Below are 15,080 nucleotides of genomic sequence, written 5' to 3'. Positions count from 1 at the left end.
ACTAACTTAATTTATTAATTCTTCGTTGCACAAAAGCCGCCATTTTACTTTGAACATCAGCAGTAGCTCCGTTCTTTGTCTGATTGTAAGCTTGAGTTAAAAAAGGTTTTCCAACAGTACGACTTCGAGCCGCATAATTATTTGCACCCTTAGTACGTTTACGCCTATAACCTTTGTGATAAATATTCACACCATCATGAACAAATGCACCATACCAGCCTTTATTACCTCCTTTTACACGCGCGCCAACTAAAACAGTTGGATTCGCAGATTTTCCATTTATATAACCTAAAGATTTTTGAAGATTTCGAGGTTGTATAATCTGCCCTCTCAACTTGTGAGACTTTTTAGATACAGGAACAAGCGATTTAGCAGCCGCTAACGTAGGTTTAGCAGACTGACGCAGTAGCATCAGAATCTCACGTTTTTTATCCTTATCATTTGAGAGAAGAATAATTTTACGCTTTAATTCATCGAAACCCTGTACATCAACCTCTAGACTACTCATAATTTGTAACTAATAAGACTAAATGAGTATTGCCAATTTCTTTAACATGATAAACAGAAAATTTTTGTTCATTATCATAAACTACTAGTTCGGTTGCTTTGCGCAGTACGCTAGTATTGTACCGAATGGTGTAAGTCCGATTAACAATGTGTCTAATTTTTCCGTCTGCATCTTCAGAACCCGAAACCTCATTCATAAAAGCAAATGGTTCAGAAATAACATTTTCTGCTATTTCCTCCTCTCCTGTAGAATTTTGTGTTTTTTCAAATTCTACAATTTTAATCTTTCGATTCATTTGTCCTATGTATGGTGATTTATCCATTTTTAAAACTTTTTATAAGGTCTCAACAAAGCAGTCGACACCGACAACATTACCTCAGTCCTATCTTCTCGACGTTCATACATATCTGCAACTTGCAATAAGACCGCTTGAATAATAGGCTTTACCACTTTCGTAGCTTCAATACCTACTTTTACAGTTATAGTTACTGCATCAAATCTTTCAGCAGTCTGCGGAATGTTTTTAAAAGTAATCCTAGAAACTTTAGGATTTACAGATGTAAGATCATAATCAAAAGAAGTCATTTCTTGTGAATCAGAACCATCAGATGAAAAATAAGAAACACTTACAACAGATTGAATTGGAAACGCTTCAAAGATTAAAGGATTATCAAACATGTTCATTTTCATAATCATGTTTTTTTCTACAATATGACCTCCCATATAATCTTCTGACATTGCAACTGCTGTATCAATATAACTTTGTATCAAATCATCTTCATCATTAAAAGAAGCTTCAACACGTAATTGCTTTTTTGCCATTGCCATAGTCACAATAGGACCATTCGTTTCTAGGCTTTGAAATTTTACATCTGTAACCATTACTTTCGATTTAAATTATTTCGCATCGATTTCCTCAGGAGTTAGATACTCAGCGTAGCCAGATTCCACAATTACTTCTGATTGGTTTTTATCATGTTGAAATTCATGACCAGGATCATGAGACATGAAAAATTTACCAGCCAAAGGCAAAATAGCACGAATCCAAACTTTAGAATTATTTGCTTCCTGTTCAGCTTTTTCCTTAACTTCCTGTTCTGCCTTTGCTTTAGCTTCTTGTTCAGCTTTTTCCTTAGCATCCTGTTCTGCCTTTGCTTTAGCTTCCTGTTCTGTTTTAACTTTAGAATCAGTAACGTTTTCAGTTACCGTTTCTAAACCAAGTTTCGGAGCATCCTCCGAAACTTTTTGATTTTCTTCTTTTTTCATAACTTAGATTATTACTCTTTAAGAAATTATTATGCTGTCAACCAAGCGTTTTTAGCAAATGCTTTTGGATTTGCAATTTGCATATCAGCATGAGTATTTAACGTTACACGAACTGAATCCTCCAAATCAGCAGAGAACGGATTAACTTTGATGTTAATCGCACCCCATTGACCGATAACCATTTGTGCAAAATCTCCAAAAATCAATGGAAAGTTAACACCTGAGTTTAAAGCAGGCATTAAAGAAGTTGCTACAAAATTATAACCATCAAGCTTTTCATCTTGCAACACAAAAACTCCTGATCCAGCGTCAGTTTTTACTTGTTTCAAGATTGCTTTTAATTGTGGAGACATTAAATAACCTAAAGATTTTTCAGTTGAATTATTTTGCTCAATTAAAGCCTGTAACTCTAAAACTAAAGCTCTAGTTGCAGATGCAGATGATGAACCAGAAAGCACACCTGAATAACTCAACAAACCTGTGGGAGCAACACCGCCAGCACCGTTAATACTTGCAGATTCAAGCAACTGAGAAAAACCATTACGAAGTCCAGTCATAACCAAATTTTCTACATCAGGAGAAGACTGCAGGATTAAACGGTTTGAAATCTCAACAGCACCACCCGCTCTTTTTGGGCTTAAAGAAGGACCTGCATATTGCTTTTTCTGTCTTGTAATCGAAGCACCTTCAGCAAGAAACTCCATTGCAAAATCAGAAGCAACAATTAAAGGTACATCACCACCCTGTAAACCTGTCATAAATGTAGCGCCCAAATCTTCCAAAAATAATCTTGGTCGTAACGGATCAACAATAACAGGAGCTGCATTTTGCACCAAAGCACCACCATACGCACCACCATCTTGCGAAACCGTTTGCTGAGTTGCACGACCTAGCATTGATATAGGCAAACTAAAACAACCAGCATCTTCAGTTTTTAATTTTACACCTGAATCACGATTTTGTTTTTGACCAATTTCATGAATTTCCCTTTCCACCCCGTCAAGAATTTTACCAGGCTGAGCCATAAAAAGTGCGCGATTAATTGAAAAGCGTTTTTCAACTTTCTCCAGCTCTCTTTCCTCACCAGTGCTAGCACCAGCACCAGCTAAACGCTCAGCACCATTACCACCTAATAAAAGTTCGTTTTTTTCGAATTTTTCAGCACGTTCGATTTTACCATCCAATTCATCCGCCTCACTTTGTAAAGTGTCAAATTGCTCGTTCTCTTCGTCCGTCAATTCTCTGTTTTCTAATTTAGCTTTATCAATTAAAGCTCTTTGAGCTACAATTTTCGCTGTACGCTCTTTCTTCAATACAATTGATGTTTTCATTTTTTATTTCAAATTTTCATTAATAATTAATTGAGCTTCACGTACTGTGCGCTTTACTGTTTGTCCTGATAAATTTTCATTTTCAGGAGTATTTTCTTTAATAGAATTTCTTATTTCTTCAGCCGTTTGCGCCTCTCTTTTTAAAGCATCAGGATTTGAACCAATAGCAACAATAGACCATTCCAGCAATTCCCATCTAGTGAAATAAACAACTGATTTATCTTCACCTTTTGCTTCATCACCCATTCGCCACTCTAAAATGTTTGCACCGATAGAAGCCATTCGTAAAATACCAGCCTGTACTTTTTTCCAAACTTTTTCAGCAATTGGATTTGATTCCGCATCTTCAAAACGAACTTTTCCAATAGTCAGTTTACCTTCCTGACTAACTTCAGAAGTACCGATAATCATATCAGGATTATCACTCCAAGTTCTGTGACCATAAGCCACAATAGGATTACTTTCGTATCTTTCAAATTCAGCACCATCAGCAGTAAAAACAGTATCGTAAGTATCTTTAGCTTCAGAGGATATTACAAACTCAGCTTCTCTATTTTCAATCATTTCAGGTGTTAATTCTCTTAAAACAACCTGAACGTCTCTTTTTATAATTTTACTTTCCATTGCCTTGATCTTCATTTAATTTGTTTGCCATTGCTAAAGCCTGCATATTTACAGGCTGTAATATTTCGTCTAAACCTTCAATTGGATTCATATCTTCAAGTGCTCTAACTTCGTTTCTTGTGTAGATACCAGCGTAAACCATAGCTGTATAAAACTTTTGTTTCATTTCAAGATCACCACGAAGCAATACTGCTAGATTGAATTTTGTATATAACGTTTTGGATTCCTTTTTTGTAAAAAGCTTGTAGTTCAATTCCTGTTCACGTGATATAACACGTGGCATCATAGAATCCTGAACGTGCTCAATTGATTGCTGATAGATATTTGCATAAGTACCGGAAGAAATATCTTTTAATTTGTGAGGCGCAATATTCAGCCAGCGACAAACCTCTAAAACACCAGCTTTATTAGTTTCCAAAAATTGAGCTTCGCCAGGTGTAATCGAAATTGATTTATATTTCATTCCTTCGTCCAGCATAGGAACTTTAAACTTACTTTCTCCAGCCATTTTTGTAGCAAAACCTTCCTCAATAAGTTTCTTATTACCTTTATCGACTTTTAAATCACTTTCGATAACTCCATAACCCAAACCACGATCTTTATAAACTTCTTGCTGATAGGTTTGAGAATCAATTGTGATTCCGAGTTGTTTTGCTGCGAAAGTCACGATTCCAATTCCCATTAATCCATCAAAAGAGAAACCTCTAAAATGCAGAATATCACTAGAAGCTATTGGACGACCTTTGTACTTGTAGTACAATTTTCGGTTTTTAATAGAGACTTCAACATCAGGCTCTTCCAAGAAATAAAGCTCTTCCGGATCACCTGTATAAGAATTGCGAACAATTTCAGCATAGCCATTCCCTTTTACAATTGCTGAAATCTCAATAATTTTCCAAAAATCGAAAGAGGTCATTAAACTATTTGGACGCTGTGAGATAAGATAATTAACCGGATGATCTGCATCTTTTTCACGGTTTTCTCCGTCTTTTTTAAATACAAATTTTGGAAGTTTTGCCATGTCGTTTGACAACTGGTCAACTCCATTGTAGAAAGCTGAAATTGTAAAAGCGGTTTTAGTATTTGCCTTAGTGCCTTTACCACCGCCTAACAAAAAAGAAAACCCGCCAAAACCGCCGGATAATTGTCCGTCGGTACTGCGGGTTGAGAATACGTCTGCAAAAGCGTGATCTAAAGACATGGTTAACAATTTTTACCATGTAAAAGTATTAGTCGGATTTAACTCAAAAGGGTGAAAGTTTTGCCTTTTAAAAACTTGATTGTTTTAGCAATAAATTCAATAGCTTTATTAATTTCTTTATCTATTTGCAACTGTAAATCTTTCTTTGCTTTTGTAATTTCATATATAGAAACCGTAAGCGGTTTACTATACTTCCAATTCGGATATTTCTTGTAGAAATCGATTATTATCATTCTCTGATAATAATCGAACAATAATTTATTTTTCATAATTATTTTTTTGATTAAAAAACAAAATGCCATTCGTCATTTTTCTTTTCGAATGTGTATTTTAAAGTACCTACCAAAACCGTTACCGTAAGAGGTGAAAATGATTTTGGTTTTAGAAGCTGCTTAATTGCTTTAGCTATATTTTCGGCTTTATATATTTCGCTCATTTTTGATTTGGTTTTGAATTATTTTCTTTTATTATTTTTTTGATAATATAGAATGCGTAACAAAAACCCGACAGCAGTTCTAAAACTATCATTAGCAGAACTAAGGACCATCTCACGGGATTATTATTTACAAATGGAAATTCATACAATGCACTTGTAAAAAAAGCTACTATAAAAGTTATTAGAATAATTTTTAAAATTTTCATTTTGTTTTTCTGCTGTTATAAATTAATACTCTTTTGAATGAATGAAAATCAGAATACCTGTATTCTCCAAACAGTTCATAATATTGATCATTAACAAAATTAAATGCCTCCTTATTTGTACTATGGTTTTTACAATTTGTGTAATAGTAAAATGAGAACCCTTCAACTGTAGACAATTGCCTCATTAATTCATTTTGTTTTTTCAATTTCTCAATTTCAATCTGTAAGGCGTTTTCTAATGGCGTCATAATATTGATTTGTTTTATGGTTAACAGGCATGTTTGTAGGCTAAATATAAATTTCATCTTCAGATAACGGCTTCGTATATTTTGACTGTTCATCTTTTGGGGAAAGCGAACCTCCTAAAGCCATTATTAAAGCAATTATTCCATCAATTCGTTTTCCTGAAGTATTATCTTTTCCTTTTACAATCCTGATATTTTCATTATAATCCTCCTTTGTCTGACAACCCGAAAGCATCCATTCCATAACCGGATTACCGTCATGTTTTATCTTATTTTCATACACTAGTTTTTCAAAAACTTTAGTAGGATGAGAATAATTTCCCATTGTTTGGGAAAACAATGAAACCGGAAGACCGTCTTCGACCAAATGATTTGTAATTGAATTTGAGTTGTAACGATCGAACTCATAGCGTATAATTCCGTATTCATGAAAATTTTTCCTGATATAATCTTCAATAATATCGTAATCAACTACATCGCCAGGAGTTGCAATTATATATCCACAATCACGCCAATAATTATAAGGAACTTTATCTTCTTTTGATCTTTTATCAATTGTGTTTTCAGGACAAAATAAAAATGCCTTAACAAAACGTTCACCATTTTCATCTGGTTCAGAAAGTATAACGAAAGCAGTAAAATCTGTAGTTGTAGACAAATCGACTCCAGCATAAGCACCATATTTTCGAAATTTTTCACCGTCTAAAACTTTCTTTGTTTCGGTTTTAAGATTGATTCCGAAATTTACGTCGTTGCGTTTCCAAACATCAGAAGGAATCCAAACGTTTTTTCCATCTACCCACATATTCAAAGATTTTGTTTTGAAATTTGGGATTTTTGAAGGCTGGTTTGTGGCTTTGATAAATTCACGACGGATAAAAGGCAAAATTGTTGAATTATATTCCATATTTGGATTTGCTTTTATCCAATTCTTTTCATCCTGCCAATCATCTTCATCATCCATTTGATGAATCATAATCAAGGTGTGATCATCTTTATTTAAACCTTTAAGAATATCTTTATAGCTATCTTCCGCAAGTTTACAAGCTGATTTCAAATTAAATCCAGCGGTTGTAATAATATAAACCAGCGCATTATCACGAGCACCCATTGCCGATTCTAAAACCTCACGAACTGCATCCGAAACATGTGCATGATACTCATCAATAAAAGCCATTGAAGGATTTAAACCGTCTAATGTTTTTGAATCACCACCCAAAAAACGAAAAACACCTGAAGTTAATGCAAAGCGTATTTCACGAGTAGTATTTTTAAATCCAAGTTTTCGCAGCATCAGCGATTTATTGACAAAAGCGGATGCCTGCTCCCACAACGTTTTTGCCTGTAATTCTTTTGTCGCACCTACGTAAATTTCAGGACCTTCTTCTCCATCCAGCGACTGACCAAACAAACCCAATCCAGCTAAAAAAGTGGTTTTTCCATTTTTTCTCGCTACAGCCTCATAGACAAAATTTATGCGTCTTAATCCACTTCCCACATATTGCCAAGCGAAAATATTATATAACGTGAATTGTTGATAAGGTGCTAACTCAAAAGGTTTTTTTAATTTACCTAAAGGACCTTTTGTATGCACAAGAAACATTGGATAAAAATTGATTGCAAACATTCCTTCTCTATGATTCAAGAAATAACCGTCCTTATCTGCTGTTTCGATCCAAGTAAAAAAAAGCTGGGCTGCTAATTTTATATATTGTCCAGTTACAATTTTTCCATTCAATACATCATAAGCATATTGAAAAGGAATTGATGACTTCATTTCGGGAGTTATTTCCATTTTGTTACAGTCGATTTTTCTTTAATTATTTTAAATATCGGCAAAAAGCCTACAAATGACACTTTAAAGTGTCGGATTATTTTAAAAGTTAACCGCAATTTTATCTCGTGATAGAAAGCGAAAAAATATTTATTCAGTCCGTTGGCGAAAAATTGCGTGAGATTAGATTGTCTAAAAACTTATCTCAGGAAAATCTTTCTTTGGAATCTGACGTTCCGAGAAATGTAATCGGACGTATTGAACGAGGTGAAGTAAAAGCTTCCATTGGTACGCTTTTCAGAATTTGCCACGCTCTGAAAATTGATATTAAGGAGTTATTTTGATTTCGGCATTTTGGAGAAATTCTAAAATAGCATATTTCAACGTAAATCCTGACGCCGATAATTTCAAAACAGCTATCGTTTTATCTATAGATTTTACCTTTTCATAAACAAGTTTAATCTCAGAATAACTAAAAATACTACACTTAGCAAGAGTACTTAAAAGCTCTTTTTCTAAAAAATCCAAACCATCTGTACAAGCCATATTTTTTTAATTTAAAAGTTATTTTGACTGAATTTCAATTCTAAGACGATTTCTTATATTGAACACATATTTATCTGCTTCACCGAATAATATCTTCTTAAAAAGTTTTATTTTAAGTTCTTCGTCTTTTATATAGTTCGAAAGCTTGTTTGCCGATGTTAATTTTGTATTTTTAACATGATTTTCCTTCGGATTTTCTAAAACACGGATGATAAAGTTTTGATTTATCTTTGCGTTTGTTGGGTTGTTTGATTTTAGTGCCATAGGTTAATTTTTAGAAGTTTTCAACTAAAACAGGATGTCCTTTGTCATAAATTTTGGTAAAATTTCTAACACCTTTAGGATAATCAGACGGACTCATTTCTATTTGCGATTTCATTTCCGATTCAGGAAAACAACCATCTTCAACAGTTGGAGGATAGATATAATTATCTTCATTTAATTGCTGCGCTGAAATGTCTGAAATTACTTCATCTTCACGCCAAAGCATCACATTTTTTTCTAATTCTGATTCAGGCAAATTATTGCAGAAATCTTTTAATTCTTTCCAGTTCATAAGTTTTGATTTTTAGATTTTAGCCTTTTTTAAGTTTCATTAATTCATCGAAAAGAGAAGTTTGTGCCGGATCGCCTGCACCTTTTAATTCTTTGTCAGATTTAGGATCAAGACCAAAGATTTTAAAACATTTCATCAAAGTATCTTGAGCATCATTTCTCAAAGTAAGCTCAGTCGAAATATTACTTGCACCGGATGCAAAAGTTTGAATATAACCCGTTCCAAACTTGGCTTTGTTTTTTGTTTTAATAGCTTCCAAAGCAAATTGAAATTGAGCCATTGCTTCAGCATAAATTTCTAAAGCATTTAAATAAGTTTCCTTCAACCGATCGTTTTTTGCCAAAATATTACCCATGAATTTGTAATGTTTTTTAGCCGAATCAGTTAAATATTTTGGCGGCGTAGGCACTTGTAATAAAGTGTCTTTTCCTTGTCCAATCGATACAACTCCTAGATTTCCCATAACTTAACTATTATTAATTTTGACCCCCCCTCACTTTTTTAACGTCGAGTAAAATCCTGACTAAACAGCGATGTACGCTGTGTGCAACCTCTCGAGATTTTACCCCATACCCCCTCGATGACGTTCTTTACCTGATTTTGAATCGTGATGTTTTTTACATCTTGACTTTAACCACTTCATATCATAAGGATCATCACCTCGAGCAATCAAAACCTTTGCTTGTGTATCATGATCTGCAACAGTCGCAGCAACAACTAAATCTTCAGCTTCACAATCACAACACAACGGAAAAGTATTCAACTGAAGTAACCGAAGCTTACGCCACTTCCTTCCATTGTAATCAAAGTCCTCTTTAGTACGCTCCCGATCGAAAGCAACATTCTCCTTTACCCAGCTTCTTTTTACTTTTTTTGGTTTATTCGCCATGATTAAAAATCTATTCCGTTACTATCATTACCATCACTTACATCATCAATAGAATAAAAAGCTTCGTTAGGCATTGCTTTAGGAATATCGATAACATTAGAACTATACGAATCATTCAATTCTTCTTTAATTTCATTATCCGTAAACTTTGTTTTGTTTTCATCATAATGCAATCCAATAGTCCCAACGCCGCCATGTCGATACTTCGCAACAATAAACTCAGTATTACAGTCATCATCAATAACATCATGATCAACTTCTAAACCGTAATAAGCTGGACGGTATATAAAACACACAGCATCAGCATCCTGTTCAATATCACCACTTTCTTTTAAATGATGAAGAGCAGGTCTTTTATACGCAGTCTTTTCAACCTCTCTTGACAATTGTGCCAAACCAATAACTGTTATACCTAGTTCCTTTGCTATTGCTTTCAATCCATTTGATATCTTCCCTACCCTGACCCTAATATCTTCATTTCCATCACTGCCAGCCAATTGAATGTAATCCACAATTAGAAGCTTAATGTTGTGTTTACGTTTATACAACCTTGCTTTTCTTTTGATCTCACCAATTGTCAAAGCTGGTCGATCATCAATGAATATTGGTAAGCTTTTTAACTCATTAACCTTTCTAAGTAAACCACTGAAATACTCAGGTTTTTCGAATCCAGTCTTAGTCAACTGATTCAAATGAAAATTACTTTCGTTTGCAATAGTTCTTGTTGCAAGCTGTTCAGTACTCATCTCAAGAGATATAAAACCTACAGAATCACCAGCTTTAGCCGCACCAAGCATTGTATTAGTAACAAAAGCAGTTTTTCCCATTCCAGGACGCGCACCAACAACAATAAAATCAGTTGGCTGCCATCCTCCAAAATGCTTATTTAGCTTTTTAAACCCTGTATCAACACCCGTCAAACAATTATCACTATCAGTCAACATTTGAACGCGCTCAACTGCCGCATTTAAAGCATCAGCGTATGTCATTTCAGATCTTCCTTTTTCAATTATCTCATTTACTTTAGCAGTCTCTACATCCATGTAATCAAACAAATGAAAAACATCAGTATCATCATCATAAGCCAGTTCTATAATTTCTGAAGCAACCTGGATCGCTTTTCTCTTCATGTATTTCTGAAGCACAATTCTAGCATGAATCTCGATATGAGCTGATGAAGCAATCCTCTGCGTCAATCCAATAAGATAAAAATCACCACCTGCTAAATCCAAACAACCTTTTTGTCTCAATTGATTAGAGACTGTTAACAAATCAATGGGTTGAGAAGTCTCAGATAAAATTTTAATAGCTTCAAATACATACTTGTTACAATCTTTATAAAATACTTCAGGGTTATTAAAAACCTGTAGAAGTTCATCGATTGCCCTTGTATCAATCATCAATGCTCCTAAAATCGCTTCCTCAAATTCTATTGCCTGAGGCGGCAACTTCCCTTTTTCCAACGAAATAATTTTAGTTTGCTGAACTGGCTCTGCTTTATAACTTTTAGATGATGTTTGCATTATGATATTCTTTTTCGTGATGGAGGAACAATTTCCGATTCTATTTTTTGCAACTGCTTAACTGGTTTTTTCATGTTCTCGACATAATTAATCGCAAACCTTGTTAACCTTGCATTAATTTTTTTTGTTGTGTATTCCAAAGATTCTTCATCGGATTTCAAATTGAATAATTCAATAAATTTTTCCCATTCAGCTTGATCAAATTCTTTTCGAAATCTCATTTGAAAAATCTCCCAATCTGAAGGTGAATTCTCTTGAAAAAAAGAGAGAGCTTTTTCTTCTCTATTCACTGTATTATTAATTGTATTATTAATCCTTATATTAGAGGTGATCTTTTTGTCACTAGGTAGTGATCTTTTTATCACTACCCTAGTGATCTTTTTGTCACTAGGTAGTGACTTTTTCGTCACTAGGTTAACACTAGAATTTGATAAAAAAATCTTACGCTTATTTCCTTCATTTTTGAATATTTCAAGTTGAATATAATTACCTTCAACGAGCTGCGAAATCCAGCGCGAAATTGTCTTTTGATCTACTTTGTACAGATCAGCAAAATAATCGTTTCCTGCCCAGCAAAATCCGTCACGATTACACAATGCAGTCAGTTCACCGTATAACAATTTTGCATTAGGCTTTAAATTTTCATCATAACGGACATTAGCCGGAATGATAGCGTAATAATTTGGCTGATCCATTTTTAAGTTATTTACTTTCCGTGAATTATTTTTACTAAAGCTATGCGGCTATTTTCCATTCCTATCGCGGTCTGCGCCATTGATGTCAACATCTTAGCTTTAACTTCTAAGTGTTTTAAATCATCTTCACCTGCACTATCAATCGCATCAATTAATTTATCAAAACTGTCATTTAACTTTTGATATGTTTTCGGCATTTCAGGGATAAATTTTACAATATTTTGTTTTTCAGGAATAAACGACGGTTTTTGAAATACCTCAGACACCAAAACACAATTATCTTTTACTTTTTGATAAAAATTATCAAAACTGCTTATGGGAATTTGCAATGTTTCCTTATTTGTCAAAATCATTACATTTTCATTAACCTTTTTACAGCTTTGAAAACAATAATCTTTACTGTTATGAGAGAAACTTTTATCAGTCAACAATTCAGTTAATTTTTCTATTGGATTCATTTAGTTTATTTTTTAAATTCAACATATTTTTTTTTAATTCTACAATCTCAGGATAATCATCTGCAATTTGCTGAGCCAAAGCATTGTCCTTAATTTTAAACAATGTCTTAATTATCGATCTAGGCAGAGCTTTGTTGCGAATCCCGTTCTCGGCATTAGTTATTTTTTCCAAATGGTGTAATTCAGCAATAATCGGTGCGCCTGGAAGTGATCGAATAACATCTGTAGAACTCAACTCTCCATAAGCATTTTTCCAAAGCCATCGATTTCTTGGAACAAAACCTTTTTCAGTTTTAACAAAAGCCATTTCACAACCACCATGAACCCAAATTCTCACATCACCAACCGCCGCCACTCCACGAGTTTTCCACATATTAACAGCACACATCGCATATTTTCCTAATTCAGTATTCCTCTTTTTTATATCACTTATTTCTTGAGGAGATCGTTTCAAGAATAAATATCTACGCTTTTTCTCAATATGCTTTTTGGTCCATCCTTTTCTTTTAGGAAAGTGTCTTGTAAAAACTTCAGCCAATTCAGTATCCCCAACTTTCCTATAATACAATCTTAAAAATCGAACCGTCGTTTCATCCCAGTACTCCAAATTCATTCTTTTAAAACCCATACTATAACAGTGTTTTCTTGTAGTAGTTAGATTTAATCCGATAGCCTTTGCGATCTGCCTATTCGTAAGTTTAAAAAAGTTACTACGAATAAAGTTTTCTTGCTCCTTAGTCAGTATTATCAAATTAGGCGCAATGCGTTTCTTTTTCACAATTGATTGATCCATAAACTTTATTAATTTTTTCAGCAAATCCAGGAACAACTTTTTCCATATGCTCCATTTCTAAAACCACTGTTGGCACATACAAATAAGCTATTTTATATTTTATCCCTATATTCCGCTTATTAACTCCATAAATCTTAACTAATAGATAAACAACCACTTTTTTAAAGAACGTATCCCTAAGACACACTATATCATAGATATCACATTGAAATACTTCGCAAACTGCTTTCTCAACTGTTTGCGCTTTTTCTAAATTAAAAGCGGTTGTTTCCATTCTATAAGCCGTTTATTTGTTTTTGAAACGATTTACTTGTTCCCTCAAGATTCAATCCTTTAAAAAATGGCAATCCATTAAAACACCAAGAAGTAAGCACAGTATAGTGCGTTTTACCTTTCAGCTTTGCTGGTCGTTTTTCCAAAACCTCAGTTACTGTGTAAGTCGAAACATTTGTATCAGCTGGATTACTAATAATAACATCACCCGCTTCAATTTCATTATCCGAATAAAGAGTTACTTTATTATTAGTATTTCTTTTTTTAGGATTCAGCTCCCAAAGAAGCATCTATATAAAATGATTATTTTGATAAATTTTCATAACTCTACATTTTAGGCAAACTCCAAATGTTCGCCATTCTTAATAATTTTCGTTTTAAAAGGAAAACCATCATCAGGCACTTTTTTAATTGTCTGAATCAAATATTTTCCACTTGTAAAGACAACTCTGTCTTCATCCTTGTAATGAATCTGAAGGTCCAATCTGTCACCACGATCAGCAAATTTTGACGGTTGTACTTTATAACCTTTTACGACTATCTCTTTATCTAATATCTTACCTGTATTAATCTTTTCTCCAACGAAATTTTCAATAACAGGAGTTATATCGAAATCTTTAAAATTTTTCATTAGGCATTAATTTTTTAATTAGGTGTTTTGAATTACAATGTTTTGCCCAGCCCCAATAAGCTGCTAAAACACTTCTATCTTTCTTTTTCGATACCGCTTTTGCAAATCGTTTTTTAATCGATTTCCTAAGCAGTACGCATTCATGATAAAACCTATAACCTAAAAAATCTATTCCTCTGCAACTAACAGGAAACACCTGGTAATTACCCTTTACAGTCAGCTTTAAATTGTCACTCAAATACAATCTAATTTCCGCTAAAAGAGAATGCAGATAAACTTTGCTTTCAGACAGAATCACAATATCATCTGCGTATCTGAAGTAATATTTTACCCTTTTATTCTCTTTAATCCAGTGATCAAAACCAGTCAAAAAGTAATTAGCGAAATACTGGCTCAAATAATTACCAATCGGCAATCCCTCAGCACTATCAATTATTTCATCTAACAACCAAAGTAAATCCTGATCTTTTATTTTTCTTCTTAGAAGCATTTTCAAAACATCATGATCCACACTCGGATAAAACTTTTTAATATCTAATTTCAAACAGTACTTAGTACCTGGAACATCTTTTAAAGTCAACTTCAATTTCTTGGACGCTGCGTGAATCCCCTTTCCTTTGATACAGCTGTATGTATCGGCTGTAAAAACAGATACAAATACTTTTTCAAGATGTATCATTATTGCATGATGCATTATTCTGTCAGGAAAATATGGAAGCTTAAAAACATCCCTTTCTTTTGGTTCGTAAACTTTAAAAACTTGGTATTCAGAAGTTTTATACGTTTTGCTTTTTAACATTTCATGAAGCTTTAAAATATTAGCTTCTTTATTCTGATTATGCAGCACAACGCCATATTGATTCTGTTTACCTTTTTGAGCAACTTGATCAGCCTTTCTAAGATTTTCTAAGCTTATTATCTTATCGTATAAATTACTTACTCTTTTCATGCCTTGCTTAAAGAGGTCATTTTCCCTTACAGTACCAACAACCTTTTAAATTTGTGATTTTTTGCCATGCCGGCATGGTTTGCAATGATTTAATATTTTCTTTGCTCGGTGGGAGCTGACATTCGAATTCGTATTCCAGTTATCGTAGTTGTTGTACGAAAACCTGACACCTGAAG

Annotated in this window: 24 protein-coding genes; 1 reads left to right on the top strand and 23 read right to left on the bottom strand. The window is 33.7% G+C overall.

The window, feature by feature from the left end; all coding sequences use genetic code 11:
* Window position 1 precedes the first annotated feature (1 nt).
* The 10 genes from B0A75_RS04705 to B0A75_RS04655 form a co-directional block, all read right to left on the bottom strand.
* Window positions 2-508: an HK97-gp10 family putative phage morphogenesis protein gene (locus tag B0A75_RS04705; RefSeq protein ID WP_089053139.1), complete on the bottom strand. Its 507-nt coding sequence runs from the start codon at window positions 506-508 to the stop codon at window positions 2-4.
* Window positions 501-830: a phage head completion protein gene (locus B0A75_RS04700; RefSeq protein ID WP_089053138.1), complete on the bottom strand. Its 330-nt coding sequence runs from the start codon at window positions 828-830 to the stop codon at window positions 501-503. The genes B0A75_RS04705 and B0A75_RS04700 overlap by 8 nt, the downstream gene beginning before the upstream one ends.
* A gap of 2 nt (window positions 831-832) precedes the next feature.
* Window positions 833-1,390, bottom strand: a complete 558-nt coding sequence (locus B0A75_RS04695; protein WP_089053137.1) for a head-tail connector protein — start codon at window positions 1,388-1,390, stop codon at window positions 833-835.
* 15 nt (window positions 1,391-1,405) lie between these two features.
* Window positions 1,406-1,774, bottom strand: a complete 369-nt coding sequence (locus tag B0A75_RS20595) for a hypothetical protein (protein WP_089053136.1) — start codon at window positions 1,772-1,774, stop codon at window positions 1,406-1,408.
* Window positions 1,775-1,803: 29 nt separating this feature from the next.
* On the bottom strand, window positions 1,804-3,105 hold the full coding sequence (locus B0A75_RS04685; RefSeq protein WP_089053135.1) for a phage major capsid protein: 1,302 nt from the start codon (window positions 3,103-3,105) through the stop codon (window positions 1,804-1,806).
* 3 nt (window positions 3,106-3,108) lie between these two features.
* Entirely contained in the window at window positions 3,109-3,744 is a 636-nt protein-coding gene (locus B0A75_RS04680) for an HK97 family phage prohead protease (RefSeq protein WP_123872327.1), read from the bottom strand.
* On the bottom strand, window positions 3,719-4,930 hold the full coding sequence (locus B0A75_RS04675) for a phage portal protein (protein WP_089053133.1): 1,212 nt from the start codon (window positions 4,928-4,930) through the stop codon (window positions 3,719-3,721). The genes B0A75_RS04680 and B0A75_RS04675 overlap by 26 nt, the downstream gene beginning before the upstream one ends.
* 38 nt (window positions 4,931-4,968) lie before the next feature.
* Window positions 4,969-5,199 (bottom strand): hypothetical protein, encoded by a 231-nt coding sequence (locus B0A75_RS04670; RefSeq protein ID WP_123872325.1) that lies wholly within the window; start codon window positions 5,197-5,199, stop codon window positions 4,969-4,971.
* A gap of 14 nt (window positions 5,200-5,213) precedes the next feature.
* Complete coding sequence (locus B0A75_RS20470; protein ID WP_165765091.1) at window positions 5,214-5,366, bottom strand: hypothetical protein; 153 nt, start codon at window positions 5,364-5,366, stop codon at window positions 5,214-5,216.
* 494 nt (window positions 5,367-5,860) lie between these two features.
* Window positions 5,861-7,612: a terminase large subunit gene (locus B0A75_RS04655; protein ID WP_089053129.1), complete on the bottom strand. Its 1,752-nt coding sequence runs from the start codon at window positions 7,610-7,612 to the stop codon at window positions 5,861-5,863.
* Between the two features lie 107 nt (window positions 7,613-7,719).
* On the opposite strand from B0A75_RS04655, the gene B0A75_RS04650 reads away from it, so the two are divergent.
* The gene (locus B0A75_RS04650; RefSeq protein ID WP_089053128.1) at window positions 7,720-7,935 is read left to right on the top strand and encodes a helix-turn-helix domain-containing protein; all 216 of its coding nucleotides are present in this window, start codon (window positions 7,720-7,722) and stop codon (window positions 7,933-7,935) included.
* Here the strand turns inward: B0A75_RS04650 and B0A75_RS04645 are convergent.
* The 13 genes from B0A75_RS04645 to B0A75_RS04585 form a co-directional block, all read right to left on the bottom strand.
* Window positions 7,919-8,137: a hypothetical protein gene (locus B0A75_RS04645; RefSeq protein ID WP_089053127.1), complete on the bottom strand. Its 219-nt coding sequence runs from the start codon at window positions 8,135-8,137 to the stop codon at window positions 7,919-7,921. The genes B0A75_RS04650 and B0A75_RS04645 overlap by 17 nt on opposite strands.
* Before the next feature lie 18 nt (window positions 8,138-8,155).
* Window positions 8,156-8,401, bottom strand: a complete 246-nt coding sequence (locus tag B0A75_RS04640; RefSeq protein ID WP_089053126.1) for a hypothetical protein — start codon at window positions 8,399-8,401, stop codon at window positions 8,156-8,158.
* A gap of 10 nt (window positions 8,402-8,411) precedes the next feature.
* Window positions 8,412-8,693 (bottom strand): hypothetical protein, encoded by a 282-nt coding sequence (locus tag B0A75_RS04635; RefSeq protein ID WP_089053125.1) that lies wholly within the window; start codon window positions 8,691-8,693, stop codon window positions 8,412-8,414.
* Window positions 8,694-8,712: 19 nt separating this feature from the next.
* Window positions 8,713-9,156 carry a P27 family phage terminase small subunit gene (locus B0A75_RS04630; RefSeq protein ID WP_089053124.1) on the bottom strand — a complete coding sequence of 148 codons (444 nt, stop codon included), beginning with the start codon at window positions 9,154-9,156 and terminating at the stop codon, window positions 8,713-8,715.
* 99 nt (window positions 9,157-9,255) lie between these two features.
* The gene (locus tag B0A75_RS04625; RefSeq protein ID WP_089053123.1) at window positions 9,256-9,582 is read right to left on the bottom strand and encodes a hypothetical protein; all 327 of its coding nucleotides are present in this window, start codon (window positions 9,580-9,582) and stop codon (window positions 9,256-9,258) included.
* A 2-nt stretch (window positions 9,583-9,584) separates the two neighbouring features.
* Window positions 9,585-11,105, bottom strand: a complete 1,521-nt coding sequence (dnaB, locus tag B0A75_RS04620) for a replicative DNA helicase (RefSeq protein ID WP_089053122.1) — start codon at window positions 11,103-11,105, stop codon at window positions 9,585-9,587.
* Window positions 11,105-11,800: a helix-turn-helix domain-containing protein gene (locus B0A75_RS04615; RefSeq protein WP_089053121.1), complete on the bottom strand. Its 696-nt coding sequence runs from the start codon at window positions 11,798-11,800 to the stop codon at window positions 11,105-11,107. Before B0A75_RS04615 ends, dnaB begins: the two co-directional genes overlap by 1 nt.
* A gap of 11 nt (window positions 11,801-11,811) precedes the next feature.
* On the bottom strand, window positions 11,812-12,258 hold the full coding sequence (locus B0A75_RS04610) for a hypothetical protein (RefSeq protein WP_089053120.1): 447 nt from the start codon (window positions 12,256-12,258) through the stop codon (window positions 11,812-11,814).
* Entirely contained in the window at window positions 12,233-12,871 is a 639-nt protein-coding gene (locus tag B0A75_RS04605) for a hypothetical protein (protein ID WP_123872323.1), read from the bottom strand. Before B0A75_RS04605 ends, B0A75_RS04610 begins: the two co-directional genes overlap by 26 nt.
* Before the next feature lie 139 nt (window positions 12,872-13,010).
* Window positions 13,011-13,325 (bottom strand): hypothetical protein, encoded by a 315-nt coding sequence (locus tag B0A75_RS04600; RefSeq protein ID WP_089053118.1) that lies wholly within the window; start codon window positions 13,323-13,325, stop codon window positions 13,011-13,013.
* Between the two features lies 1 nt (window position 13,326).
* Window positions 13,327-13,614 carry a hypothetical protein gene (locus tag B0A75_RS04595; protein ID WP_089053117.1) on the bottom strand — a complete coding sequence of 96 codons (288 nt, stop codon included), beginning with the start codon at window positions 13,612-13,614 and terminating at the stop codon, window positions 13,327-13,329.
* A gap of 44 nt (window positions 13,615-13,658) precedes the next feature.
* The gene (locus B0A75_RS04590) at window positions 13,659-13,955 is read right to left on the bottom strand and encodes a hypothetical protein (RefSeq protein WP_089053116.1); all 297 of its coding nucleotides are present in this window, start codon (window positions 13,953-13,955) and stop codon (window positions 13,659-13,661) included.
* Window positions 13,942-14,904, bottom strand: coding sequence for an RNA-directed DNA polymerase (locus B0A75_RS04585; protein WP_089053115.1), 963 nt, complete (start codon window positions 14,902-14,904; stop codon window positions 13,942-13,944). The genes B0A75_RS04590 and B0A75_RS04585 overlap by 14 nt, the downstream gene beginning before the upstream one ends.
* Between the last annotated feature and the right edge of the window lie 176 nt (window positions 14,905-15,080).

The organism is Flavobacterium oncorhynchi, assembly GCF_002217355.1.
Classification (GTDB): Bacteria; Bacteroidota; Bacteroidia; order Flavobacteriales; family Flavobacteriaceae; genus Flavobacterium; species Flavobacterium oncorhynchi.
This window is presented reverse-complemented; position numbering and strand designations above follow the sequence as displayed.